The sequence below is a fragment of the Neobacillus drentensis genome (genome assembly GCF_021560175.1).
GTDB classification, from domain to species: domain Bacteria; phylum Bacillota; class Bacilli; order Bacillales; family Cytobacillaceae; genus Neobacillus; species Neobacillus drentensis_A.
This window is the reverse complement of the sequence record NZ_CP091110.1, coordinates 3,883,342-3,908,870: the sequence shown is the minus strand read 5'-3', so window position 1 is coordinate 3,908,870 and position 25,529 is coordinate 3,883,342. Positions and strand designations below refer to the sequence as shown.

General features: G+C 37.2%; 23 protein-coding genes, 2 pseudogenes and 1 other annotated feature. Of the genes and pseudogenes, 13 read left to right on the top strand and 12 right to left on the bottom strand.

Translation table 11 applies throughout. From position 1 onward, the window contains the following. Positions 1-66 precede the first annotated feature (66 nt). The gene (locus L1999_RS18195) at positions 67-483 is read right to left on the bottom strand and encodes a YsnF/AvaK domain-containing protein (protein WP_235739854.1); all 417 of its coding nucleotides are present in this window, start codon (positions 481-483) and stop codon (positions 67-69) included. Between the two features lie 68 nt (positions 484-551). Continuing rightward, positions 552-1,109: a YsnF/AvaK domain-containing protein gene (locus L1999_RS18190; protein WP_235739853.1), complete on the bottom strand. Its 558-nt coding sequence runs from the start codon at positions 1,107-1,109 to the stop codon at positions 552-554. Between the two features lie 305 nt (positions 1,110-1,414). Between L1999_RS18190 and L1999_RS18185 the strand changes: the two genes are divergently transcribed. Further along, positions 1,415-1,657: a hypothetical protein gene (locus tag L1999_RS18185; RefSeq protein ID WP_235739852.1), complete on the top strand. Its 243-nt coding sequence runs from the start codon at positions 1,415-1,417 to the stop codon at positions 1,655-1,657. Between the two features lie 551 nt (positions 1,658-2,208). Here the strand turns inward: L1999_RS18185 and L1999_RS18180 are convergent. Beyond that, positions 2,209-2,355: a hypothetical protein gene (locus tag L1999_RS18180; RefSeq protein ID WP_235739851.1), complete on the bottom strand. Its 147-nt coding sequence runs from the start codon at positions 2,353-2,355 to the stop codon at positions 2,209-2,211. A 293-nt stretch (positions 2,356-2,648) separates the two neighbouring features. On the opposite strand from L1999_RS18180, the pseudogene L1999_RS29895 reads away from it, so the two are divergent. From L1999_RS29895 to L1999_RS18165, 4 genes and pseudogenes are all read left to right on the top strand, one after another. Continuing rightward, positions 2,649-2,903 (top strand): annotated as a pseudogene (locus tag L1999_RS29895) (LacI family DNA-binding transcriptional regulator); the annotation flags it as partial. A gap of 744 nt (positions 2,904-3,647) precedes the next feature. Next, positions 3,648-8,291, top strand: coding sequence for a GH32 C-terminal domain-containing protein (locus tag L1999_RS18175; protein ID WP_235739850.1), 4,644 nt, complete (start codon positions 3,648-3,650; stop codon positions 8,289-8,291). Between the two features lie 261 nt (positions 8,292-8,552). Next, positions 8,553-9,218 (top strand): annotated as a pseudogene (locus L1999_RS18170) (IS4 family transposase); the annotation flags it as partial. A gap of 28 nt (positions 9,219-9,246) precedes the next feature. Next, positions 9,247-9,816, top strand: a complete 570-nt coding sequence (locus L1999_RS18165) for a cysteine hydrolase family protein (RefSeq protein ID WP_235739849.1) — start codon at positions 9,247-9,249, stop codon at positions 9,814-9,816. 133 nt (positions 9,817-9,949) lie between these two features. Here the strand turns inward: L1999_RS18165 and L1999_RS18160 are convergent, their stop codons facing one another. The 5 genes from L1999_RS18160 to L1999_RS18140 all read right to left on the bottom strand — a co-directional run bounded on the left by L1999_RS18160 (position 9,950) and on the right by L1999_RS18140 (position 15,064). Further along, positions 9,950-11,095: an ABC transporter permease gene (locus L1999_RS18160; RefSeq protein ID WP_235739848.1), complete on the bottom strand. Its 1,146-nt coding sequence runs from the start codon at positions 11,093-11,095 to the stop codon at positions 9,950-9,952. 1 nt (position 11,096) lies between these two features. Then, the gene (locus tag L1999_RS18155; RefSeq protein WP_235739847.1) at positions 11,097-12,215 is read right to left on the bottom strand and encodes an ABC transporter permease; all 1,119 of its coding nucleotides are present in this window, start codon (positions 12,213-12,215) and stop codon (positions 11,097-11,099) included. Between the two features lie 12 nt (positions 12,216-12,227). Further along, positions 12,228-13,163, bottom strand: a complete 936-nt coding sequence (locus L1999_RS18150; RefSeq protein WP_235739846.1) for an ABC transporter ATP-binding protein — start codon at positions 13,161-13,163, stop codon at positions 12,228-12,230. 143 nt (positions 13,164-13,306) lie between these two features. After that, positions 13,307-14,413, bottom strand: a complete 1,107-nt coding sequence (locus tag L1999_RS18145; RefSeq protein ID WP_235739845.1) for a sensor histidine kinase — start codon at positions 14,411-14,413, stop codon at positions 13,307-13,309. 12 nt (positions 14,414-14,425) lie between these two features. Continuing rightward, positions 14,426-15,064, bottom strand: a complete 639-nt coding sequence (locus L1999_RS18140) for a response regulator (RefSeq protein WP_235739844.1) — start codon at positions 15,062-15,064, stop codon at positions 14,426-14,428. A 260-nt stretch (positions 15,065-15,324) separates the two neighbouring features. On the opposite strand from L1999_RS18140, the gene L1999_RS18135 reads away from it, so the two are divergent. Further along, entirely contained in the window at positions 15,325-15,468 is a 144-nt protein-coding gene (locus tag L1999_RS18135; protein ID WP_235739843.1) for a hypothetical protein, read from the top strand. A gap of 170 nt (positions 15,469-15,638) precedes the next feature. On the opposite strand, the gene L1999_RS18130 is transcribed toward L1999_RS18135, so the two are convergent. Next, positions 15,639-15,935 carry an RNA polymerase alpha subunit C-terminal domain-containing protein gene (locus L1999_RS18130; RefSeq protein WP_235739842.1) on the bottom strand — a complete coding sequence of 99 codons (297 nt, stop codon included), beginning with the start codon at positions 15,933-15,935 and terminating at the stop codon, positions 15,639-15,641. 196 nt (positions 15,936-16,131) lie between these two features. On the opposite strand from L1999_RS18130, the gene L1999_RS18125 reads away from it, so the two are divergent. The 6 genes from L1999_RS18125 to L1999_RS18100 all read left to right on the top strand — a co-directional run bounded on the left by L1999_RS18125 (position 16,132) and on the right by L1999_RS18100 (position 21,242). Further along, positions 16,132-16,512 carry a VOC family protein gene (locus L1999_RS18125; protein WP_235739841.1) on the top strand — a complete coding sequence of 127 codons (381 nt, stop codon included), beginning with the start codon at positions 16,132-16,134 and terminating at the stop codon, positions 16,510-16,512. Between the two features lie 171 nt (positions 16,513-16,683). Continuing rightward, a complete protein-coding gene (locus L1999_RS18120; RefSeq protein ID WP_235739840.1) occupies positions 16,684-17,133 on the top strand; it encodes a helix-turn-helix domain-containing protein in 450 nt (149 codons plus the stop codon). A gap of 299 nt (positions 17,134-17,432) precedes the next feature. Then, a complete protein-coding gene (locus L1999_RS18115) occupies positions 17,433-17,606 on the top strand; it encodes an SPW repeat protein (RefSeq protein WP_235739839.1) in 174 nt (57 codons plus the stop codon). A 179-nt stretch (positions 17,607-17,785) separates the two neighbouring features. After that, the gene (locus tag L1999_RS18110) at positions 17,786-17,971 is read left to right on the top strand and encodes a sporulation protein cse60 (protein ID WP_235739838.1); all 186 of its coding nucleotides are present in this window, start codon (positions 17,786-17,788) and stop codon (positions 17,969-17,971) included. A gap of 370 nt (positions 17,972-18,341) precedes the next feature. Continuing rightward, positions 18,342-18,563: a binding site (T-box leader), on the top strand. 63 nt (positions 18,564-18,626) lie between these two features. Then, positions 18,627-20,330 carry a 2-isopropylmalate synthase gene (locus tag L1999_RS18105; protein WP_235739837.1) on the top strand — a complete coding sequence of 568 codons (1,704 nt, stop codon included), beginning with the start codon at positions 18,627-18,629 and terminating at the stop codon, positions 20,328-20,330. Between the two features lie 141 nt (positions 20,331-20,471). After that, positions 20,472-21,242 carry a TatD family hydrolase gene (locus tag L1999_RS18100; RefSeq protein ID WP_235739836.1) on the top strand — a complete coding sequence of 257 codons (771 nt, stop codon included), beginning with the start codon at positions 20,472-20,474 and terminating at the stop codon, positions 21,240-21,242. A 22-nt stretch (positions 21,243-21,264) separates the two neighbouring features. Here the strand turns inward: L1999_RS18100 and L1999_RS18095 are convergent, their stop codons facing one another. Then, on the bottom strand, positions 21,265-22,257 hold the full coding sequence (locus L1999_RS18095) for an LLM class flavin-dependent oxidoreductase (RefSeq protein WP_235739835.1): 993 nt from the start codon (positions 22,255-22,257) through the stop codon (positions 21,265-21,267). 151 nt (positions 22,258-22,408) lie between these two features. Further along, on the bottom strand, positions 22,409-22,744 hold the full coding sequence (locus tag L1999_RS18090) for a hypothetical protein (RefSeq protein ID WP_235739834.1): 336 nt from the start codon (positions 22,742-22,744) through the stop codon (positions 22,409-22,411). A gap of 205 nt (positions 22,745-22,949) precedes the next feature. Here L1999_RS18090 and L1999_RS18085 point away from each other — a divergent pair, with 205 nt between their 5' ends. After that, positions 22,950-24,230, top strand: coding sequence for an MFS transporter (locus L1999_RS18085; RefSeq protein ID WP_235739833.1), 1,281 nt, complete (start codon positions 22,950-22,952; stop codon positions 24,228-24,230). Positions 24,231-24,352: 122 nt separating this feature from the next. On the opposite strand, the gene L1999_RS18080 is transcribed toward L1999_RS18085, so the two are convergent. Then, positions 24,353-25,450, bottom strand: a complete 1,098-nt coding sequence (locus L1999_RS18080) for a site-2 protease family protein (RefSeq protein ID WP_430540046.1) — start codon at positions 25,448-25,450, stop codon at positions 24,353-24,355. Positions 25,451-25,529: the final 79 nt, after the last annotated feature.

Here is a 25,529-nt window from a genome sequence, read left to right as displayed (position 1 = left end):
TCTAGAATGCAGTCTTGTTTTTAAGCAAGGCTGCTTTTTTATATCATTTATCAAGTCGACGAAAACCTAAGATAAAGGTTCTTCATCATCTAGTTTTACATTTCCAACCGTTTCTATGTGGACTTTCTCTTCTTTTAAGATTTCATGAACCTGGATAAGTTCTTGATATTGATTCTTATTTATTTCTACATCATTCAGTATTGCTGGGGTTAATTTGACCTCAATCTTCTCTTCAGATAAAGGAATGCAGATCGTTTCCAATTTTGTATCTGCTGGATTTTTTGGATTTGCTAGCTTTTTCTCAATAATTAGGTCCTCTCGGGTGATAGGAACCAGTATTTGTTTTTCCTCCGTATACTTTTTCTTATAGATGGTAACTTCGGCGGTATCAACCCATTTTTTATTTAGTTCCATTTCCTCTTTATGTAATTGGAGCGTTATTTCATTTTGTGGGTCTAATCGTGAATTCTGCTGTTTAGTCAACTAAATTCCCTCCATAGGAAAGTGATGTAACACCTATTCATTGCTCAACAATGAATAGGTGTTTTTGTTTAGCTGTTATTGATATCGCTAAAGCTTGACTCATCGGAAACGACATTCACATTTCCAGTCGTATCAACATGAGCTTCTTCGCGCTTGAGAGTCTCCTGGACTTGCTGCGTTTCCTCAACTTGACGTTTTGAAGCGGAAATCTCCTCAGTCGTTACTGCATACTTGTTTACCTCCACTTGTTCCTGAGACACCGGAATAGTGATGGTCTCCTGGGAGATCGAAGATGAATCGCTTCGTTCATTATTCATAGGGGTTCTCGTGATGACAACTTCCTCGTGCATGACAGGAACATCAACCGTTTTTTGTTCTTCGACAACATCTTTAGAAATCACTACATCACCAGCATCCACACTATTTTTCGTAATGTCTAGTTCTTCTTTATGAAGTTGAAGTGTGCCATCATTTTGACCATTTTGGCTATTTTGCTGGCTGCTCTGTTGGCTATTTTGGCTAGTTGAACTGGTTGCATTGCCTTGATTGCTTGAGTTTGATTGGTTATTTTGATTTTCCGTATTTTGTGAATTGTCATCACTGAATAAACCTAAGAAGTCGCTCATAAAAATCCCCCTTAAAAGTTGAATGGTCAAGCCTTTAATATAATGTGCGCTGGAGAAATCTTTATTCTGAAAATAATATTGAAAAAATTACTAAGTTACAGGCTGAATAAAAATGTTTTTTCTTTTATTTTGAATACTTTTATAACATAAAAGTCAAAGTGGCGCAGGCTTCTTTGTATTTTGTAACATGATGGTTGATGGATATTTTTTAAGAGCATATCTGTTGATTTTTGGACACAGAGCTTTAAATAAATATGTGATATTCTGAACATAGATTATTATATGAAGTATTTGGAGGGTGAAAAATGAGTTGTGGTTGTACAACAAGATTAAAAAATGGAAAAGACGTCGTAGATCATGTGAAAAGTAAAGGGAAGGAAAACTTTGTTCCGACAGTGGCTCACGAAATTTCATGTGATTGTGGAGAAACTTTTATCCTACAAACAATCGTTATGAATTGTCCAAACTGTGAAATGACCTATGCGGTAACACCATGTGGATCAGCAGATAAAAATAATATTAAGCAAGCAGGACTAAAATACGTCTAAGTATACTATTGAAATAAGCCATGAAGATACAGTTTCTAAAAAAGTTACTGAATCTTTATGGCTTATTTTTGATTTGTATTAGTATAATCGGTAAAATTTTAAAAGTACCGAATGTTAGATGAAACATGAAAAAATTATTTATTAGTAACTCAACTTTCGCACCAATAAAATAAGTGCTACTCGTTGACTGTATTGAATTTTAATACAATCTATTATGTTGCTTGACAAGATGAATTAAAAATGAAAAACACCTCGTTCCTTGGTATAGTGAGATTGACTAGAATCACAAACCATATAGAAGAGGTGTCATCTACATGATAGACCAAAATAGCCAATACAATCAACTACCAAAAGAACTTAATTCTGTTTTTTCTGAGCTTGAAATCAAGAAACACTTACGTCAGTCTGATTCCGGTACTACTTTCGTTTATGCCTGATTCGTATCGTCGATAAGTTGGGTGTGTTCTATTTTCATGAATTTATAAAATAGCAATGATTCCAAAGCCATTTTTAATTCGTCCTCGCTGGCAGCAATACAAAGGGACCAATGCTCATCCCTTGTGTAGGAGAGGTAAAACGTGTTGATCATACCCTGTTCCACTAATTCGGCAAATCGTGTTAGTTCCGCAGGTAACAGGTTCTGCAATTTCTTCCTCTGATGTGGATGGATCAATTTTGACATGAACGAGAAAACGCATGTTGCCCCCCTCCTAAGAATAATTATTTGAAATTTTAGTGAAACAATTGCGGGTACAAGAAAGGTACTCCTCCGGCAAGGCCTTGTTGTAAATTCCGGCTCGTATCATCAGCAATAATCTCGTAGAGATTAGCTTCGATTCCATCATTCGCGATCTTGGCGAGTTCCTAAAAATCTTATAAAAAAACAGTTGAAACGTTTCCAAATGGGTGATAAGATAAAATAATAAAGCTATTGAAACGTTTCCATGAAAAATAAATTAATGAAATCGCTTAAATTTTGGAGGTAGTTGTAGTGCCTAGTATTAAAGATGTGGAAACTTAGCGGGAGAGGAGTTGGTACTGTTTCAAGAGTCATTAACAACCATCCTAGTGTTATGCCGGAAAAAAGGGAGAAAGTGATTGAGGCTATCCAAAGATTAAATTATATACATAATGAAGTGGCAAGAAACTTTAAAATGTAAAAATAAAAAATGGTAGCCCTAGTTCTCCCTAGTATATGGAATCCTTTTTTTCAGAGCTTGCCTATTATATTGAAGATGAGCTTGATGAATTATAACTCCCGACAATGTAAAAGTAATCGGTTATGATGGATTCAAGATAATGAATTATTTCACCCCGTCTTATCAACGATCCGGCAGCCGGTGGAGGAAATGGCTTGAACGTCTGTAAAACTTCTCCTAAGAAAGATTGAAGGTGAAACGTTTGAGCAAGAAGTTTCCGAATCCCTGTAAAGTACAGAGCAGGTGAAATGACCTAACAGTAAAAATTTTTATCCTTTATTGGAAACGTTTCATCCCTTGCAGCTAAAAAGAATATGGATTGATAGTAATTTACAAAGCATGAAAAAGCTAAGTAGTTTCGTTTTATTTTTTTATCCTTCATTGGAAACGTTTCAAAAAGGAGCCTTCCTTTAATTTGTAAAGGCTTGTCTGAACAATAATTAACTGCATCACTTCACTCTTCTTCTTTTAATCTGGATTCTTTAATTGCTCCTTAGTATGTTTTAACACCACAAGAATTACTTCAAATAGTACATTTAGAAAGTTCATTTTAATAGTAAGATTAAAAGATTATCTTATCTCTCCTAAAATATTTCATTGTGGAATTGACTAGGAAGTGTTTCTTCGTACTCATATGCCTTTTGACATTTTTAGGGATGAAGAGGAGTTACCTATTTGATATTGGATACACTCTTAGCAATTTACGTAATTATTACCGTTTAATTTAGCTCTTTCCGTTTTTTATAACAACAAAAGTATTGAGGAGATCGTTAAAAAGAGGGGAAATATGAATGGGAAAAACAATTAAAAGTAAAAAAATCAGTGTATGGTCAGTGTTACTAATAATTATGTTCACAGCAATTATGGGTCCTGTATCCAAAATTAAAGCAGATGTGGTACCAAATGAAATTATAAATGGTAGTTTCGAAACTGGAGATCTCACCGGATGGACAGTAGTAAAAGGGGGAACGTTTGGCCCTAACAGTGTATCCAATGCAACAACATGGTGGAATGAAAAAATACCGTACAATCAAGAAGGGAACTATCATTTAGATGGATGGGCTTATCCAGAATCAGAAACTGGAGTACTTCGTTCATCTACCTTTCAATTGGGTGGGACTGGTTGGATTTCGTTCAAATTAGGAGGTGGAAAGAATACAGATTTATGTAATATCCAGGTGTATGATGCCGACACCAAGCAAATGATTGCGAAATTTGGAAATACAGAATTTGCAGATAAAAACTTTCCACATGTAGATCAAGGTATGAATTTGGCAAATATGGTTCAGTATCGAGCTGATATGTCGGCATATAAAGGCAAGAATTTATATATTGAAATAGTTGATAATGCGACATCTGATTGGGGAGTAATGTTTGCAGATGCATTTAAGACCTATTATGAAACTGTACCTACTGATGGGTTTATAGCAATAGATCTAAGTAAGCCTATAACTAACAATATTAATAATCCGGATTTTGAAACCGGAGATTTAAGTGGATGGCAAGTATCAGGTAATACTTTTGCAGTATCAGATGTAGATAAGTATTGGCAAACACATAATTTTAATCAACATGGCAAATATCACGTTTGGGGGTTTATTGATCCAGCAAAAGGTGGAGCGGGGGATGATGGGCAAGGCGAGATGAAATCTAATATATTTAAATTAGGTAGAAACGGCACAATAAATTTCCTTGTTGGAGGAGGAAATAATTTAGATAACCTTTATGTAGCACTTGTAAGTGCTAAAGATGGAAAAGAATTGTTTAAAGCAACTGGTAATAACGATGAAGGTTATACAAGAGTCTTATGGGACGCTTCTGCTTACATTGGTCAATATCTATATATAAAAGTTGTTGACAAAACAGGCGGGGGATTTGGACATATCAATGTGGATGATTTTCATGTCTATAATGTTGATGAGCCAATCACTGATGATATAATCAATCCAAATTTTGAAAGTGAAGATTTAACCGGATGGAATGTAGTAAGCGGTGATGCTTTTAACAATGCAGTTACTAAAGAAACCGATTATAACGGAGTGAAACTTAATATAAATGGCGAATACCATTTATGGGACAAAGACAGTTCAAAGGTTGGTGCGCTGAAGTCGTCAGAATTAGTATTAGGTGGAACAGGTAAAATAAATATGCTTCTTTCAGGCGGAGCAGATAAGAATTATCTATATGTAGCACTCGTAAATGCAAAAGATAATACTGAACTTGTAAAAGTAACAAATCCAACCAATAGCATTCAATATAACAGAGTAGAAATGGATGCATCACAATATATAGGGCAAAAAGTGTATTTAAAGATCGTGGATAATTCTACAAAGGACTTTGGGTATATAAATGTGGATGATATACATGTCAAAAATTTTGGGACAGTTGCATCCTGGAATTTTGATGAACAAAAGGGAACTGTGGCTAAGGATTCTATAAGTGGAACAGAGGATTATGTGAATTATGTTTTTAATACGGCAAAGGAAAAACCAATTACCGGACCGCTTTGGAAAAAAGGTATTCTAGGTAATGCACTTTTATTTGACGGTTATTCAACCTGGATTAGCCGTGATGCAGATAAAATTCCAAAACCGTCTAATGCTATTACTATTTCAGCATGGGTAGCACCAAGAACCTATGAATATGGTGACCTTGGACAAGATTCCATCATAGTGAATCAGCAGGATAAAAGTAAGTCCCAAGGATTTGGACTGGGCATTGGAAGACATGGTGCGTGGGATTTGCAGCTAGGAATCAATAACGCATGGTTTAGAGTTGATGCAGCTCAAGATAAACCAATTCCTCTTGGAAAATGGTCTTATGTTACTGCTACTTATGATATGGATAGTCAATATATGAGATTATTTTTAAATGGTGAATTGGTTGGTGAAAAAAAGGTTCCTGTTAAAGGTTTTATATCCCCGTCAACAGAGCCATTAATAATTGGTAAGCACAATCAACCAACAATAATAAATGGCGTTTTTTCAGCTAATATGTTTGATGGCTTAATAGATGATTTGAATATTTCATATGCTCCAATAACAGCTGAAAAAGTTAAAGAAAACTATGATTCATATTTAAGTAAGCTAAATCAACATATTCCGGATCCTCAACCAGAATTAACACTAGACTCAAGTATTTTAGCAGGAGACCGATATAAACCTCAATTTCATTATAGTCCACCGCAAAATTGGATGAATGAGCCTCATGCTCCTATTTATTTTAATGGAGAATATCACATATTTTATCAGGCAAATCCAAGAGGACCATATTGGCATTATATAAATTGGGGCCACGCTGTAAGTAAAGATTTGGTCCATTGGAAGGAAGAACCTATTGCCCTAACACCACAGGAAAATTCTGTCGCACCTGATGGAGTATGGTCAGGTAGCGCAACTTATGATAAAGAAGGTAAGCCGGTGTTGTTCTTTACAGCGGGGAATGACAGTGCTACACCAAACCAAAGTATAGGTCTTGCCACAGCTACAAATTACTCTAATCCTGAATTGCCAAATTGGAATATGTATAATCAGCTTGTTAATGTTGAACAAAAAGATTTGCAGGGGCAAAATCCTGGTGAAACTGCTATTTACGGAGAGTTTAGAGACCCATTTGTATTTAAGGATGGAGATACTTGGGTTATGCTAGTTGGTTCAGGTATACAAAAGGATGGAGTTAAAACTGGTGGAACTGCATTGGTTTATACATCGAAAGATTTAACTTCATGGAGTTATAAAGGACCAGTATTCGAAGGGGATCATAATAAATATGTTATAGATGGAACAGTTTGGGAATTGCCTGTCTTCCTTCCATTAAAGGATAGCAAAGGAAAGGAAACAGGTAAATATATCATGCTAGTAAGTCCAAGTTATTCTAATTTTCAAGAAACCGCATTGTATCAATCAAAAACAGTTTTATATTGGATTGGTAAATGGGATAATAAGACATTTAGATTTACTCCAGATCAAGAAGCACCACAGATGTTCGATTATGGAATGCATTTTTCCGGTCCAAGTGGTTTTGTTGATCAAAAAGGAAGGACAATAGTATTTAGCATTGCACAGGATTCACGTTCAGAACAGGATCATTATGATGCAGGCTGGGCACATAATGCAGGACTTCCACTACAATTAACCTATGATGATGGAAAACTTGGAATTAATCCAATATCGGATGAACTCGATTCGCTACATGATAAACAACTTGTTAATTTCTCTAATAAAACTTTACCAGAGGCTAATGCTTTGTTAAAGGATGTTAAAGGCGATATGCTGGACATTCAGTTAGAGCTGCAACCCAAGGGTGCTAAAAAGTTTGGTATAAAGGTTAGAAGAAGCCCTGATGGGCAAGAAGAAACTGTTCTATATTATGATGCCTCTAATAGCACTGTTAATGTAAATAATAATAAAACAAGTATAAATCCAGATTCCAAAAAAGGTATCTATGGAGGAAAACTTGAACTTGATGGGAAAAAATTAAAACTTCATATATACCTGGATAGATCCATGATTGAAGCTTACGCCAATGGATCAAAGAGTATAACTACTAGAGCATATCCGGTAAGATATGATTCATTAGGATTGCAAATATATGGAGATGGTAATGTTGATGTTAAGTCCATGAAGGTATGGTCGATGAAATCTGCTTATGGAGATGGAACTGTAGTTCCGGTAGAGACACACCTTCAGGATACAAAAATTAAGACAGGAAATATCGAAAATGCAGGATTTGAAACTGGAGACTTAACAGGATGGACAGTACAAGGAAATGCTTTTTCAAACGATATGGTAACGAGCGCTACTGACTCTGGATGGGCGACTTTCAACCAGGCTCAGAGAAGTGATGGTTCAGCAGGATATCATCTATGGGGATTTAAAGATCCGGCAAAAGGCGGTTTAGGAGATGCTGCTACTGGTTCATTAAAGTCCAATAACTTTAGGCTGGCAGGAGATGGACAAATCAATTTCTTGGTTGGTGGTGGAAAGGATACTGACAATCTTTATGTAGCTTTAGTAAGAGCTTCTGATAATACTGTTTTGTTAAAGGCTACAGGAAATAATAGTGAACAGTATAGTCGTGTAAACTGGGATGCTTCTAAATTCATTGGAGAAGATTTATATATTAAAGTTGTAGATAATTCAACAGGTGGATTTGGACACATCAACGTTGATGATTTCCATGTTCCTGTTCAGGCAAAAGTAATAAGTGATATTCTAGATATAAATGTGACAATTAATGAAGGGGACAAATATGTTTTGCCTCAAATGGTTGAAGCATTAATGAGTGATGGAAGTAAGGAAAAAGTAAATGTAACATGGTCATTAACCAGAGTAGCTAAATCTAGTCCCGGAAATCAGCTTTATACAGGAACTGTTAATGGCTACGATGGAGAAGTGAATTTATTATTGAACATTAAAGAAAAGAAAAATTTTTAAGTTAAATGGAAGAAATAAAATTGACACTTTTTAACGTATTGTGACCATAAAAAAACAAAAAGGAACAATAATTAAATAAGAGTCAACAAGATAAGTGAATGTATTAAAATAGAAAGGAATTTCTATTTTGATACATTCTTTTTTTACGAAAATAGGAAGTATTAGCTTTTTGAAGGATGCTGGTCTTCACCTACAGTTTTGGTTAAAACTATGCTTTTTTGAACAATTTCACCTTTGAAACGTCGCACTTCTAGAGGTTATTTATGCAAAACAATAGGGGATCAGGGATTAGATGTAATTGGCATGGTTAAAGAAACAAAACAACGCTATAATATAAATGGTAAGTTAGTTTCCTTAAGACAGTTGTATACATTAGCTCAGCCTGTTCAATCTAAGAAAGGAATTCTTCGGTCTATTCATACAGTTATGGCTAATGGAACATTAATAAAAGTTGTTTTTATTCAAAATAGAAATAAGAAAAGCGACTGGCTTGCCATCCTAAGTACCGATTACACTCTTTCTGAACAGGAAATTGTTCGAATCTATGAAATGCGTTGGGATATTGAAGTGTTCTTTAAGGCGACCAAATCTCTTTTAAAACTTGAAAAGGAGTTTCAAAGCCGTTCATATGATGCGCTTATTTGCCATACAACTATTGTCTTTGCTCGCTTTATTGTACTGTCATGGCAGAATCGTTGTAATATTGATCATCGCACAATAGGTGGTCTCTTTTACGAATTATGCTATGAAGTAAATGAACTTGATTGGGCTGTCGCGTTGCAACGATTAATGGAACTTCTTCAAGATGTCCTAAAACAGACAAATAAATAAATCAAAAAGTTAATTAAAAGTCAACTTGAACAATGGATTTCTGGCCTTCCTAGTTATATCAAGGCTTATTTGCCGATTTCACTCTGCGAAAGTTGAGTTAGTAATCCTCAAAGGAGTTTCACACATGAAGAAGTCTTTCGAAAATACAGCTCTATTAGTGATGGATTTGCAAAATGGTATTGTGTCTCGCTATTCAGAAAACCAGGACATTCTTTCTCCATTTCAAAAGGCAGTGGAAGCTGCACGCCGATCTAATATTCCAGTCATTTTTGTCCGTGTGGCCTTTAGCGAAGGTTATCCTGAAAGCAATCCGCGGAATAAAATGTTCTCAGCTTTGTCTAAATTCGGGGGAATGACGGTCGTAGACCCAGGAACGCAAATTCACGAATCCCTGCAACCCCAACCGAATGAACCAGTCGTAACAAAGTATCGAGTCAGTGCCTTCGCCGGAAGTAACCTGGAAGTCATTCTGCGATCGAAGGGGATTGACACGTTAATATTGAGTGGGATTGCGACAAGTGGTGTAGTTCTATCAACAGTAAGGGAAGCAGCGGATAAAGATTATGCAATTACGGTACTATCGGATGCTTGTCTCGACGGTGACCCTGAGGTTCACCGTGTTCTTACCGAGAAGGTATTCCCGCGACAAGCTGATGTGATGACGGTTGAGGCTTGGATTAATTCCTTAAATTGATACAGCTCTTAACAGACTTCTACTAATATTAAAATAGAATCGAATTCTTGATAAATAAGCGGAAATAAACTCAATAGCCCAAAATTTGAAAACCTCGCCGAAGCTCGGTGAGGTTTTTTGTAATGATACTCGCTTAAATAAAACTCCTAACATTGTTATTCCGGCTAAACTTATAAATGGCAATCATAAAGAACACTAAGGCAAAGGCGAGTAGGGTTGCTAGATTTAATGCCAAACTGCTGAGTGTATGTCCTTTTTGCAGTTCAGCGATTGTGTCGAGCAGCCATCTTTGCGGGAGGAAGTCCGCAATTTTTTGGGCTGCTTTTGGCATGATTTCCACTGGCCAGAAGCAGCCGGACAACAGGCAGGATGGTGTCATAATAAGAGTTTGCAAGGCACTTGCCGAATTCGAGTTGGTGGCAAAGGCAGTAATGACCAATGATAAACCTACAGAGACAAGTGAGAAAAACATCATCACACCAATCATTTCCCAGTAGGGGACCCCAGCTGAAATACCAAAGACTTTCGTCATAACCGTCATGGTGACAACCACTTGAATGGTCATTATGATCATGTTGACAATCACATTAGCAAGAACATACTTTTTACCGTCAATTGGTGTCGACATAATCCGGAAATAGGTTCGGTTTTCTTTTTCTTTTAAAATCAATTCTGACAAGCCGCCTGCAGAATTGAGCATAATCATTAGCAGAAAGCCAATCGTCTGGATCGTCATATCGTTGTTATTTGATGTATCTTTTAAAGAATGCGTAGAAACCTTAAACCCTGAAATTTGGTAATTGTCGTAGAGAGTTATAAACACCGTTTCATCCCCATTGGCAGCAGTTCGTAGGGATGAAAGATTACTAATATAGTTGTTAAGGTAGGTCGTAATAAAAGTCGTAACCTGTGCTCCTTTAATCGATACAACCTGCACCTCAGGCTTCTCGCCATTCATAATTGCTTGAGAAAAACCTGGTTCAATGATTATGGCGCAATCCAGGTCGCCGGAAGCGATTTTGTTTTTAACCTCAGATTCCCTTAGTTTACTTGTCTTTACATTTTTTAAACTGCCAATAAAACTGGCGGTATTTTTCGAAATCGTCGTCTGATCTTGGTCCACAATCCCGGCATTGAGATAGGAGGGACCCGTATTGCCATACACCATAAAGGCAATAAAGATGCCCAGTAACGGTACGAGCACATATGAGAAAATTTTTCGTTTGTTTAAAAAGATGGAACGTAACGAATTGGCCACCAGCCACATGATTTCTTTCATTCTAGAGACCCTCCCGTTTTCTGAATGCAACAATCGCAACCATTAGAAAAACAAGTGCAATGCCAATATTTAATGAGATCGCAGGCAGTCCAGCGACTAGATCATTGTTATAAATAATTTTTGTTAACGCATCCCTTGCCCATGTCAAAGGGGACAAATTCACCACGATTCCCAGAATTCCGTCAGCATTGTCAATTCTGAAATAGGCCCCGCCAAAAAAGGCAGCAAGCTGTAGGACAATCATGACGATGGTTTGCATACCTGAATCCGTTTTGATCATATAGCTGAGGCCGAGCCCAAAGCTCACAGCAAGAAATACGAGCGTGAACAGAATGAGTACTACCATTCCGAGATGGGTGCCCCAGTCTGCGCCAAAGACAAAACGGCTGAAGGCCATTACCAGCAAGATGCATATAAAATTAATACCGATTCCGCCAAGAATTTTACCTAGAAAAATTTCGATTTTGTTGATAGGTGCGATGGCGAGTCGAATGGCTGTGTTCCGCCTTCTTTCCGCGCGAATTAGAGAACTGGCAGAAATAGCACTGTATAAGGCAATCATCGTGGTCATCGCAATGGCATAATAATCCATCGATCCAGGAGCTTTATCAGCAGTTAAGGAGGTTTCTTTTACATAGTTGCTTGAGGTATTGGCTAATACGGCTTGTATTTGCTCAGGTTTTTCCTTTGCTATCTCGGTAATCAAATTGTATTTATCGGTAAAAGCAGTCAGCATTCCTTCAACCATACTTGCCTGGATGCTGTTCCGCTCACTGCCGTAAAATTGAATTCCTTTATCAGTAACGATCACATAAGCATCATATTTGTTTTGTTGAACAGCCAGCTGTCCATTTGTACCATTCTTTGCCTCTGAAAAATGAATGTCTTGCTTTTTGGCTTCCATTATAAAATTATGGAACGGTTCTGAAAAGTTACGATCATTATTTTCGGTAAATAGTACATTGATTTTTCCAATTTTAATGTTTGTGTCAAAGGTACTAGACAAAGCAGTTCCGAGAATCAGCATTAACACGATTGGGAAGGCCAGCATAAACACCAGCGTCCTGAAATCTCGGATGCTGCGTTTACATTCATTTAGAGCTATGTTGATGATATTCACTGTGGCTTCCTCCTAATCTCTTAAGTTTCTACCGGTTAGAGTAAGAAATACGGTTTCAAGGTTTGGAGCCAGCTCTTGGAGTGAGCGGATTTCTTTACCATTGTTAATGAAGAACTGAATAATCTGGTTTAAATTGTTTATTTCTGATTTGGAGTTAATTTTCACCAGGTTTTCCTCGACGGAAACGGAATTGACACCTTTGATTTCCTTTAATGAAACTTCATCGAAGTTATCTGAGTTTTTCACTTCAAACAATATATCCTTTGTATCCGTAATAATCGCTTTTAATTGCTCCTTAGTTCCTTCCGCAATCACCTTTCCATGATCGACAATCGCAATCCGCGAACAGATTTCTTCCACCTCTTCCATGTAGTGGCTCGTGTAAATAACGGTACAGCCCATCTCGTTTAATTTGCGGACAGAGGTTAAAATGTAGTTTCGTGATTGTGGATCAATACCAACAGTTGGTTCATCCATAATAATCAGCTTTGGGCGATGAGCAATCGCACAAGCGATATTTAATCTGCGTTTCATCCCGCCGGAAAAAGTCTTTGGATAGCTCTTTTGTTTATCTAACAGCCCGACAAACTCTAGTGCTTCTTCGACACGTTCTTTTAATTCTGCTCCTCGCAGACCATATAAACCTGCAAAAAATCTCACATTCTCGTAAGCTGTCATATCCTCATAAATCGCCAAGTCCTGTGGTACAATCCCGATATTCATCTTGGAAAACTTGCTGTGTGACGCAATGTTCTTGCCAAGGATATGGATTTCCCCGCTGTTGTTTCGTAAAAGACCTGAGATCATATTGATCGTTGTACTCTTGCCGGCTCCATTGGACCCCAGGAAACCGAAAATTTCCCCTTCCTGAATCACTAAAGACATATTATCTACAGCAATAAAATCGCCAAATTTCTTCGTTAAATTCTTAATCTCCAACACGTTCATAAACTCACCTCATATAGGATGGTGCCTGACACCATTTCCTTTATTTGTAATTTGATTATAAGAAAAAAGGGTGAACTAACATAAGTGCATTAGTTCACCCTTTATACATGAGAAATTTCATGTTTTTCATATGAAGGCTTTCATTAGGCGATGGGGAGGAGGGTGGTAACGGAGAATCCATTTGGTCCATCGACAATCACTGTGCCTTTTATGGATGCAGACCGTTCTTCCATGCCTACGATGCCAAGCCCTTTTACCACTTTGCCGGATACAATCCCTTTACCGTTATCACGGACCTCGACCCGGACTAGTTTGTTCAATACCTGAATGTCAATCGCTATTTCCGACGCACCTGAGTATTTTAATGAATTCGTAAGGGCTTCGCTGATATTATCAGCAATAATCTTCCATTGAATCGGTGAAATCAAATCTATGTTTCCTTTGTATACCAACGGCATTCGTAACTGGTGCTGGATGGAAAACTCCTCAATGAACAGTTTTAGACGCTGTAAGCCGATTTGTTCGGTTGGGGGCTTCATATTTTTTAAGGTAATTCTAATATCTTCGATGCCTTCTTTTGAAATGTTTATCGCATTCTGAAGCAGTTCCACGGCCTTCGCCTGGTCCATACCCACTAGAGTCTTCGCCGCTTCCATTTGAATCAATGCGCCGGTCATGGAATGGCCAATGCTGTCATGAATCTGCTGGGAAATCCGGTTGCGCTCCTCTAAGCGAGAGGTATATTCAGATTGCCTAATGTACTCTTTATTTTCATTAAGGTTTTTGGAGAGACGCTGCATATCAACGCGCATCTTATCAAGCATATTCTCATATTTAATCAGCCTATGCGAGTAATGGCTAGTCATGAAATAAACCACAAAGCAAAAGAGTGCAACCAGACAGTATGACGCCTGTAAGTGAGGGACAATAAATACAGGCAGTAATCCCAATACCAACAACGCCCACTTTTTTTCAAAAAAAGGCCAGGCAAGCTCATAAAAGTGATTTGGCAGGAGAAGGATAAATAACGAATTGACTTCCCGAAAGGTAATAAAAATAAGAACCATCGATACAAGGTGGAGGCAAATCCTTACTCTTCCCGATCGAATAAGGTAAAGGGTAATATTTATGCTGAAATATACTAAAATCGCAAGGACAATCAAAGCCAGACTGCTTGTTTTGGATTGAACATAGGAAAAGCTGAGAAATAGGATAATAATTAGCTTGCTGAAAATGATCCATAATTCCATCTCATGGTCCTCTTAATCTACTGAGCCAGTAAGAAAGTATATGGCAATTTGGGTTCGATCCTCCAAGCCTGTTTTCCCTAGAATCGAAGTAATATAGTTAGCAACAGTGCCTTCCGAAATAAATAGTTCTTTAGAGATCGCCTTGTTGGAGTAGCCTTTTGCAATAAGTTTCATGATGTCCATTTCCCGCTCTGTGAAGAGGCTGGAATCCACCTTGGACTCGGGTTTTGAATTGCCAGTCATTTTGAATTTAACCTTATCGAGGACAACATCCTGCAAAACAGTGTTGCCATAGTAGATACTTTTAATGGCATCGCGGATCCGTTCAGGGTCGGTATTTTTTAATAAGTAGCCTTTTGCTCCATTCTTAATTGCATCGATAATGTACTCATCGTCATCAAACGTTGTCAGAATCATCGGCTTGGTCTTCGTTGTTTCTGTCAGAAGTTTTGTTGCTTCAACGCCATTCATATTGGGCATCCTTACATCCAGAAGAGCTATGTCAACATGATGATGTTGACAATATTCAACTGCTTCCTTACCATCATCTACGGTTGCAAGTACCTCAAACTCTCCGTAGGTACTCAAAATGATCTTCATTCCCTCGCGAATAAACGAATTATCATCCGCAATCAATATTTTAATATTCATCCCATAGCAGAACTGAACTGCCCTTCACATCCTTAAATTGGTATTAGCTAACATTAACATAGCAGAAAGAGGGATTTTTGAGGAGTACCTGATGTATAAATAAAATTTTTACGAAACAAAGAATTAGTGCATATTAAAAAGGAGCTATATTCCATTCAGTTATAAAACTGTAAATAATTTTATATCTTTTTGACATTAAAAATGCCAAGCTCCTCTTCATATATTATAATGCGGTTATTTTTTCGAAGGGAGCGATTCATATGGTTTTTCTCTGGCTGTTACTTGCAATCTTATTGGTTGGAATGGTTATTTTTCTAGGTGTGAAAAAATCAAAAGTAAGGCAGGAAGAACTAACAAATACCGAAACAGTCGAAGCGTTACCAAAATTTAAGTTTGACGATTAAATAAAAGGATTTTTAATTTCTATGAAAAAAATGCTCTGGCTGTCATTATGGCAGCCTTTTTGTTTTCGGTATAACAGGGAGATTAGAGGAACATGTTTTATAAAAATAGAGTAATTATATATTTAAGAACTGTTTAGACAAATAAGATAGTTAGAAAAAATATCATTCAGCTATTTTGCTTTGAAAAATAACCCCTTTTCTTTCAAAGCGGTCCTAAGTTTCGGTAAAGAACCTGGCCCCATACCATGAAATTCCAAGATCTCGTTTTCACTATAGGTAGAAAGCTGTTGTAAAGAAGTGATCCCATTGTTTTCTAATGCCCGTCTGGCTGGCGCCGAGAGGATGGAGAGAAATCCAGTGGCAGGTTTCAGTTCTTTTTCACAGATCGGGCAAGTCGGACAGTCGCTGCTTTTATAGTATTTGTGGCCCTTGGCGCAGGTTCGTAAACTTTTAGTTGAAGATGTCATCTTCGATACCTCCCTTTTTATATTTTTCAGTCGAACTGTTTATAAAGTAAGTAACTCTAAATCATATTTTAACATCATTTTCCATAAAAAATGTATTCATTATTGGCTTGATTGGGTAAAATTGAATAGTATATTATTTATTTCTATCAATAAATTGATAGAGGTCATAATTTAAATTGATATAGAGGGTGAACGAATGATTAATAGGTTAGGGCAAGTAATGTTGTATGTAAATAATCAAGATGAGGCAGTTAAATTTTGGACTGAAAAAGTGGGATTTAAGGTAATTTCAGACGAAGATAACGGTCAGGGGTTGAGATGGATTGAAATTGCACCAACAAATGAATTTGGGACAAGTATTGTCCTGCACAATAAGGAACTAATTTCTAAAATGCAGCCTGAATTAAATCTCGGTACACCATCTTTAATGTTTTTTTCAAATGACCTAGATCAATTATATGCCGACTTATCCAAGCAAAATGTTACCGTTGGTGAAATGGTCACCATGCCTTCTGGCAGAGTGTTCAACTTTGCAGATAGTGAAAATAATTATTTTGCAGTATTGGAAAAAAAGTGAAGAGAAGTAAATGTTGAATAATAAGGGGATGCCGTACAGCATCTCCTTTTATTTGGAGAAAAAAGGTACAAAGAGTGGTGAATAAATGGATTTACCTGGAAGTTATCCATGTGTTTTAATAGATATATATCTTTTATCCAAATTAACTCTGTACAAAGTAGGTGTTTCAGCTTGACGAATAATGAGATTTACGATGTATTGACCATTGACGCGGTTTCACGGCAACTTGGGATAACCCCAAGAACGCTCCGGTATTATGAGGAGGTAGGTCTTATTTCCCCTGCATTGCGCACGAATGGCGGGCATCGTCTTTATGATCAAAGCACGATGGACCGAATTAAGCAAATCCTTCGCCTGAAGGAATATTTGGGTATCTCACTTCAAGAGATTCAGGAAGTTATGGACGCAGAGGAGTCGCTTAATGAAATACGCCGTACATTTCAAGAGAATATTGAAAGTGCCGATGGACAAAGAGTGTTGGTAAGGCAGTACATCGATGTTCTTCACAACTTGATTGAAAAAATGAATACGAAAATAGAAAACGTAGAAATCATGCGCAATCTGTACCAAGAGCAAGTGGAACGCTCTTTACACTTTATGGACGAATTGGAAAAAAAGTAAATCGGGTCTAGCTACAAATAATAAAGAATTTTTTCAGATTAAGCGTATTAAACTAAGTATCTACATAAATCCTGGCAGCAACCTCAGAGATAGCACACTCCACAGTTTTACCTTTGGCAATACCCTACAAAATTTTAAAACAACTTACACTCATTACTCCATATGCAACGATTTTTTTTCGATTAATCAAAAAAATAAAGATAACTTCTCACATGAATTGGAATATATTCTCATAAATTTCATATGTTTTATTGACGTTGACATTAACGTTAACGTCAATTAATAAATAGGAGGTTTTTATGATGTGGCAACTTTGGCTAACTGGACTGATCGGTGTCTGGCTCATCATTTCTCCATGGGTGTATAGTTTCACCAGCAATGCGGGCGCTATGTGGAATAGTGTCATTCTTGGAATTATTGTCTTAATTCTTGCTATTTGGTCAGGCGCGGCGCAAAAAAACAATCATTCTTAGAACCAAATTTTAACTGGGCAACAGCAGAGGTCTCATAATTTTCTGCCTCTGCTGTTGGCTGAATAGATAAGGGCAAGGAAGAAGCAAAGGAACAAGAGGCAGGGGTGATAGAAATTTTGGCGGCAACTGATTCACATCTGTAGCAATGGATTTCAATCATACAAGGGAGCGGATGCGATATGGAATATACGGTTCGTAAGATAAGAACAAAAATATTTACAGGTCCACCAAGTGATGTCGAGGAACAGGTCAATGTTTTCTTAAATACCCTTGACCAAATGAATTTCGTCGATCTTAGGGTAGCAAATTTAGATGGGGGAACGATTTCTGTAGTGGTGGTGTATAAGGTTGTGCAAAAACTATAGGGGTTAGTCTTTCGAACATCTAAATGCTATGAAATCGTTTTATCTAGTGCTATTTCACAGAGTAATCAATAGATATTTCTTTAGAAAAAGCAGCTCTTTTTCATTTTAATACTGAATACAGTTTCCGATACAGAAGGATCAATAAAAAAGAGCTGAATTGCTCTTTTTTTATTTAACCTAGATTCACTTTTTTCTCCATAAATCTCATCCAAATGTACTAAATGTGCGAATTTGAAATGATGGAAACCTTGCAAAAAACAAAAAAATTTCACTTGATTAAAGATTAATAAGTTGGTTATTGTGGAAAATAATTACCTAAAGGGTTGACTGTTTTTAAAATTAGTAATAAAATGGGGAAAATTCAAAAAATAAAAACGCAATGATTGGGAGTATTAAGGGTTACGTATTGTATAGAGAGCTGTCGGTTGGTGAGAGACAGTCAATAACACCCCCAACTCACCCAGGAGTGGTAAGGCTGAAATGTAGGCCTTAACGGTTGATAGCCGTAATCAAGTCATTAAGTGGATTCGTTTGCTTTTTTTAACGAATCAAAAAGAGTGGTACCACGTAGGCAAAGCCTGTCGTCTCTTATGAGATGATAGGCTTTTTTTATTTAAACTCTACTAATTAAATTGATAAAAAGGTGGGCAATAGAATGAAAAACATTGAAAAGTATTCCAGAGGTTATTTCATGCCTCCAGTAAAAAGCTTGAAATGGACGGAAAAGGAGTATATTGAGGAAGCTCCAACATGGTGCAGTGTAGACCTAAGAGATGGTAACCAAGCTTTAGTGGTGCCAATGAGTCTAGAGGAGAAGCTGGAATATTTTCAATTACTGTTGGAAGTAGGTTTCAAGGAAATAGAAGTGGGCTTTCCTGCCGCTTCTGAAACAGAATATACTTTTTTACGTACCTTGATTGAACAGGAATTAATTCCAGATGATGTAACCATTCAAGTTTTAACCCAGTCAAGAGAACATATTATCAAAAAAACGTTTGAATCTCTTCAAGGAGCGAATAAGGCGGTTGTCCACCTTTACAATTCAACATCCATACCGCAGCGTGAACAGGTGTTCCAAAAAACGGAGGAAGAAATTATCGACATTGCCGTAACCGGAGCAAAAATGGTTAAGAAATATGCCGCCGAAACGGAGGGGAATTTCCAGTTTCAATATTCACCGGAAAGCTTCACAGGCACAGAAATGGAGTTTGCGCTTGAAATTTGCAACCGGGTACTGGATGTGTGGCAGCCTACTGCTGACAACAAAGTGATTATCAATCTTCCAGCTACAGTGTCTATGTCAATGCCCCATGTTTATGCCAGTCAGATTGAATACATGAGTGATCATTTAAACTTTCGGAACAATGTCATTCTTTCCCTTCATCCTCACAATGACAGGGGAACCGGAGTTGCCGATGCGGAGTTGGGTATGCTTGCTGGAGCGCAGAGGGTAGAAGGAACACTGTTCGGAAATGGAGAAAGAACAGGTAACGTAGACATCGTCACATTGGCTTTAAACATGTATTCGCACGGCGTAAATCCTAAGCTTCACTTTGAAAATATCTATCATATCCTTGCCAAGTATGAAAAATTAACAAGAATGAAAGTTCATGAAAGACACCCGTATGGGGGAGAACTTGTTTTTACGGCATTCTCAGGATCCCATCAGGATGCAATCGCAAAAGGAATGAAGTGGCGTGAGGAAAGAGAAAATGAGTATTGGACAGTCCCTTATCTATTGATCGATCCAAAGGATATTGGCAGACAGTATGAAGGCGATATTATCCGTATTAATAGCCAATCAGGTAAGGGGGGTATTGGGTATGTGCTGATGCAGAATTTTGGACTTGATCTGCCGGCGGAGATGCGTGAAAGCTTTGGATATAGTGTTAAAAATGTATCGGATCGCATGCACAAGGAGCTTATGCCAAATGAAATCTATGATATTTTCATAAAAGAATATGTCAATATTCATACCCCAGTTGAGTTCATCAATTACCGATTTACTCAAAATGAAAAATATGAAACGACTGTATCAGTCAAGATAAACGGTGAGGCTCACGAATTGACTGGTATAGGAAATGGGAAACTTGACGCCATCAGCAATGGTCTTCGCACCACACTGGGTCTCGATTTTAAAGATTTAGTTTACAAAGAACATGCCCTAGAAAGAGGTTCGGAATCAAATGCAGTATCATATGTAGGATTCACTTCTTTAGATGGGGCTGTTTATTGGGGCTGTGGAATCGATGCTGACATTATGGCTTCATCCATAAAAGCATTATTTAGTGCTGTTAATAACATGGTATCTAGTGTTGGACCTGTAATCGGAAAAGGATTTTCCCTATCAAATAGATAAGTTTTAAGACTTAAGATGTGGGCAGCTGTGTCATCTGTTCTAAACAGTGAACCCGGCAGCCCATATTTCTTGTTATGAAATGAATCTGTTTTTCTAACAAGGAATCTATAAGCAAAGAAATAAAGAAAGTGTGAATCCAAAATGAAAATGATTGATGCCCATATTCATTTAGATCGGTATACAGATAAAGAAATAGACTTGATATTGGAAGGGACTGGTTCGATTGAAGCTTTGCTGTCGGTTTCTTTTGATCTTGAATCTTGTAAGCGAAACCTTCAATTATCAAGGAAATATCAAAAAATAAAACCTCTATTTGGGTTGCATCCAGAGCAGATACTGCCAACTGAAGTTGAGTTTTCCAGACTGATTGAATGGATGGGTCAACATCAAGAAGAAATGATTGCTATTGGAGAGGTAGGTTTGCCTTACTATTTAAAGGAGGACCAAAAAGTATCTAGATTGCAGTATGGCCAATATATTGACCATCTCGAAACGTTTGTGGAGATGGCAAAGAAATGGGACAAGCCGATTGTTCTGCATGCCGTCTATGATGATGCCCCGATTGTTTGTGATCTTTTGGAAAAGCATTCGGTGACAAAGGCCCATTTCCATTGGTTTAAAGGGGATGAAAAAACAATTTCGAGAATGATCGAAGCGGGGTATTTTATCTCTGTTACTCCTGAAATTGTTTATAAGGAGAAGATTCAGAAATTGGTTCAAACCTATCCATTAGGGAAAATGATGATTGAAACAGACGGTCCATGGCCGTTCGAAGGTCCTTTTTTAGGAAAAATGACTCATCCTGACATGATGAAGCATTCGATTTACATGATTGCGAAAATAAAAAACCTTGCAGAAGAAGAAGTTTCCGAAAGATTATTAGAAAACACAAAGACATTTTATGCTATTTAATCATGTTTTTTATCGGATTAGGTTAAAGAAATGCTTCAGCTAACAAAGTATAGCTTTCAATTTTTTCCTGAAAGTCATGTATATTGCTTATAATCATAAATTCCTCCGTTTGGTAATTTTCAATCAACCGAAGAAGTTCGCTTTTAACTTTTTGAGGTGTACCAATAATCATGCGCTTTCGATTTTCCTTAATCTTAATTCTGTCGTCGTAGGTTAACGGTATGTTCTTTGCTTCTATGATGGAAGGGATCCTAGTATCAATTCCTTTTTCAACTGCTAACAGCCACATATCTTGGCTTAAAGCCAATTCTTCCGCTCTTTCCTGAGTAGCGGCACACACCACAAATACACAAACATTTGCCACAGGCTCTTCCAGAAAAGGCGAGGGCTGAAAATGATTATAATAATAGTTCATAGCCTGCTGTCCATTTACCGGAGTGATAAAATGGCCATAAGTAAAAGCGGTCCCATTTTCTGCAGCTAATCTTGCACCTCTATGAGTAATTCCCAAAAGCCATACTTCTGGTAAATTTGTTGTCATCGGGAATGCTTGTACACCATGAAAAGGATGATCTTCGGGTAATTGATTCTGTAAAAAACCCTGCAGGTCCTTTACCTGCCTAGGGAATTCATTGAGGCTTTTTCTTAATCCATCTGTCAAAGCCAGCCGAGTAGTCGCTGAACCACCAGGGGAACGTCCGATTCCTAAATCAATTCGATTCGGAAACAAGGCCTCTAATACTTTGAAGTTCTCGGCAAGCTTATAGGGGCTATACTGAGGGAGTAATACACCGCCCGAACCGACACGTATTTTCCGAGTCATTGATGCTATATGTGAAATAAGTATTTCTGGAGAGGAACCAGCCATTCCATTGGTGTTATGATGTTCCGCAACCCAAAAGCGAGTGTATCCTAAATCCTCCGATAACTGAGCTAATTTTACAGTTTTTTGTAAAGTGGTACTCGCCGAATCCCCTTTACTTATAACTGATTGATCGAGAACGCTTAATTTCAATATTTACCCTCCAATGAACGTGAAGATCATATGATTTGAATTTTGATTTATAGTTTATGTTGTCTTATCTAACTTGTGTTTACCACATATTTGGTAATCAAAAAATAAAGAAGATATATTAGACAATTATACCTTCTTCCATGAATTTATTTTATTGTTTATAAAGAATAAAGCTCGAGTACCGTTTTGGTATATGCTTTACCCAGTATTGGTGAAATTCATCCAATACTTGTTTCGCAAACTGGTCACCCTTTCCTTCGTCCCTGATTACACCATAATCCAGTCTGCTTTGATTGGTAGACTCACTAAGGTGTACACAGTTTTCTATGTCCAACTCAATATAGAATTGGACTTCGACTCCTTCCACATTTGTTATAGCAGCAAGATAATTTCCGAATTCTTCAATAAGAACTTCTACCATCCATCCATTTTGTTCACATTCTTTTAAAAATTCTTGATATAATCTGATAAAGGTAGCTAAATCCATTTAATCCCACATCCTTTACGGAATGTTGTATATTTCCAAACCCGAAAAATAAATCATATACAGCAGCAGAATCTTATCTGAAGTAAAAAGGCGGGATGGTCCCTATGGTTTTGGTGCTTTACTTATCAAACTATATGCATGCAAATAAATGATAAGAAGACGTACATGATAGATTAGATAATTTTTTATAAAGAAAGGAACATTCATGGAAACACAACAACAAGCTCTAAGTACTGAAAAAAGTAGCAATGCCCTTAAGGTAAATCCTAAATACAATTATTATCTATTACTTAGTATCGTTTTTGGCGGCTTTCTAATTTTTGGTTTATCTGAAAACATAAAAGGACCAGCTATTCCAATCATCCAAAACGAACTACATTTAAGTCAGTCACAAATTGGCATTTTACTAGCCTTGAATTCTTTAGGCTATCTGCTTGCCTGTTCATTTACATCAGCACTTAGCAATAAAATAGGGATTAAATGGACCGGAGTCATTGCATTTTTATCAATGGCACTAGCTGGATTTGTTATTTATTTTTCAGCTAATTATGCATCTCTCTCTGCTTCGTTCTTTTTACTGTACATTGGAAACGGCGTTCTGGAGATTGGACTAGGAATCATGGCGGCTCGAATATTCACTAAAAATACGGGTGCGATGATGAACCTTTCTCACTTTTTTTACGGGCTTAGTTCAACCGTTGCCCCGACTATTGCAGCGTCCATAATGGGCTGGAATGTTTTTGGTGAAGAACTGGGGTGGCGGGGGATGTACCTCTTGGTTCTATTATTGTCACTGCTGCCAATTGTGCCTTCTCTATTAGGGAAAATTCCTAACGAGACGCATGAAGTTGAGGAAACTACTTCCTATCATTCTCTAATTCGCGACCCTGTCGCATGGCTCATCGTTGCGGTTCTTTCTTTCGGTGTGGTCTCAGAGCTTGCGATTGGAAGTTGGCTTGTACAGTTTTTGGTAAAAGCCTATAAATGGAACATAAACGATGCATCTAAGATGTTATCGATGTTTTTCTTATTTTTTATGCTCGCCAGACTTTTTTTAGGGTCGATCACTGATAAAATTGGTTTTACCTTATCGATCATTATTGCCTCGGCCTTTTCAGGCATATGCGGATTCGCTGCGATTTTGGCAGGAGAAAAAGGAGCTATCCTATTTGCTATATCTGGAGTGGGGATTGCGTTAATATATCCAACTGTCATGGCACTTTTAGCTAAACGCTACCCAAAAGGTACAGGTACAGCAATTACATTTACTGTTACACTCATGGGGATTGCCAGTGTAATCGGAAACCTAATGATAGGTTTTATTATCGATTTAGTTAGTAAGATGTTCAATGGTGATGGGGGATCTGTAAACGAGGTAGTGGGATTACAGGCAGGATACGGGTTTATTGCTTCTCTAGCTCTTTTATGCTCGGTGTGCAGCATCATCCTATATATGATATTAAAAAAGAAAAATGAATTAATTTAATATGTACTGTCGTTCTTGTGCTATATACGATTCAATCAGTTCTCTTTGAAAAGGGTACACCACGGATTAAATTGTGGTGTACCTTTTTGGGTTGTTTGGATTACATTTTTTGGATTGCGTTTTTACTTATTCAACTCATTTTGTATTTCTGGATGATTCATGAGGATTTCATTACCATAATAATAACTAATCGTTAGGGCAAGGACTAAACCGATATAAATCAAAAATAATTGCAGTTTCGTTTTTTTATCCGTTTTATAATAACTTTTTGTTATCAGTATATCTTTTTTATACGCTGATAATTTTTCTTGTAATTGGTTAAGAATATCTAAAATAACGGGTTGATTGTAATGAATAGCTTCATCACTCAAATGATAAGTACCAGACAATTGTTGCAAATAAAGATCCTTTTTCATTTTTTCAATTTCCAAAGTCAGTGTATTTAATAGTTGAGTAATCTCTAAATTTGCGATTTTCCATTTTGCCTTTCTAATCATTTCATAAGTCGAATCTAGAGAATGAGATTCTAGAGAAATATTCTCAATTAGAACTTCTAGTTCTTGCACCTCTAATTGATCATCCTTTAACCGTTTTTGTTTTTTATATAATTTGTACCATTCTCGGGAGCCCAGAAGGACGATGATAAAACCTATGAAGCTTAATTTATATATGGAGTAAGCTAATAACAAAATGATTCCTAAACCCCATAGCTTAGTACTAATTCCAGCGGCAATTCTTCCGCCATCTAATGGAGTAATAGGAATTAGATTAAATAAATTGATCATTCCTCCTAAAATAATTAGAAGCGCCCAGAACGGTTCATGTGTATGATCATACAAAGGAATCGCCGGCAAAAAGGATATCAATCCGAATAAAGGTCCCATATAGGCTACAAAGCCCTCATCTTTTGCATTTTTTGGCATTTCCTTCATCCCAATAACCGCCCCCATAAAAGGAATAAATATAGCTGGGCTTACTGGTAGTTTAATCCTTTTCGCTGCGTAGGCATGACCCATTTCGTGAATGAATAATAAATAGACGATCGCAACGGCAAACTCCCAGCCAAAAATGAGGGCGTAGGATCCGAGAGTAATAAACATGCTCAAAAGTGTTTGAAGTTTAAGGAGTTTTAACACTACGAGAACATATTTTAATTTACCCAATAATATAGCACCAATTGTCCCTAATACGCCTAATGAGGTTTTCTTGCTGCTATTGATTTTCCTTTTTATCAAACAAACACCTCCTTTAAAAACCATATCATTTGGATAAGTCGAAAAAGAAATTATTTCTATATCT

Bases quoted from the DNA above. Each gene is read 5' to 3' on its own strand.
- L1999_RS18175 (WP_235739850.1), top strand. From the start codon at position 3,648: ATGGGAAAAACAATTAAAAGTAAAAAAATCAGTGTATGGTCAGTGTTA.
- L1999_RS18185 (WP_235739852.1), top strand. From the start codon at position 1,415: ATGAGTTGTGGTTGTACAACAAGATTAAAAAATGGAAAAGACGTCGTA.
- L1999_RS18165 (WP_235739849.1), top strand. From the start codon at position 9,247: ATGAAGAAGTCTTTCGAAAATACAGCTCTATTAGTGATGGATTTGCAA.
- L1999_RS18180 (WP_235739851.1), bottom strand. From the start codon at position 2,355: ATGCGTTTTCTCGTTCATGTCAAAATTGATCCATCCACATCAGAGGAA.
- L1999_RS18110 (WP_235739838.1), top strand. From the start codon at position 17,786: ATGGAATATACGGTTCGTAAGATAAGAACAAAAATATTTACAGGTCCA.
- L1999_RS18100 (WP_235739836.1), top strand. From the start codon at position 20,472: ATGAAAATGATTGATGCCCATATTCATTTAGATCGGTATACAGATAAA.
- L1999_RS18160 (WP_235739848.1), bottom strand. From the start codon at position 11,095: ATGAAAGAAATCATGTGGCTGGTGGCCAATTCGTTACGTTCCATCTTT.
- L1999_RS18115 (WP_235739839.1), top strand. From the start codon at position 17,433: ATGATGTGGCAACTTTGGCTAACTGGACTGATCGGTGTCTGGCTCATC.
- L1999_RS18090 (WP_235739834.1), bottom strand. From the start codon at position 22,744: ATGGATTTAGCTACCTTTATCAGATTATATCAAGAATTTTTAAAAGAA.
- L1999_RS18145 (WP_235739845.1), bottom strand. From the start codon at position 14,413: ATGGAATTATGGATCATTTTCAGCAAGCTAATTATTATCCTATTTCTC.
- L1999_RS18085 (WP_235739833.1), top strand. From the start codon at position 22,950: ATGGAAACACAACAACAAGCTCTAAGTACTGAAAAAAGTAGCAATGCC.
- L1999_RS18125 (WP_235739841.1), top strand. From the start codon at position 16,132: ATGATTAATAGGTTAGGGCAAGTAATGTTGTATGTAAATAATCAAGAT.
- L1999_RS18135 (WP_235739843.1), top strand. From the start codon at position 15,325: ATGGTTTTTCTCTGGCTGTTACTTGCAATCTTATTGGTTGGAATGGTT.
- L1999_RS18130 (WP_235739842.1), bottom strand. From the start codon at position 15,935: ATGACATCTTCAACTAAAAGTTTACGAACCTGCGCCAAGGGCCACAAA.
- L1999_RS18190 (WP_235739853.1), bottom strand. From the start codon at position 1,109: ATGAGCGACTTCTTAGGTTTATTCAGTGATGACAATTCACAAAATACG.
- L1999_RS18140 (WP_235739844.1), bottom strand. From the start codon at position 15,064: ATGAATATTAAAATATTGATTGCGGATGATAATTCGTTTATTCGCGAG.
- L1999_RS18150 (WP_235739846.1), bottom strand. From the start codon at position 13,163: ATGAACGTGTTGGAGATTAAGAATTTAACGAAGAAATTTGGCGATTTT.
- L1999_RS18105 (WP_235739837.1), top strand. From the start codon at position 18,627: ATGAAAAACATTGAAAAGTATTCCAGAGGTTATTTCATGCCTCCAGTA.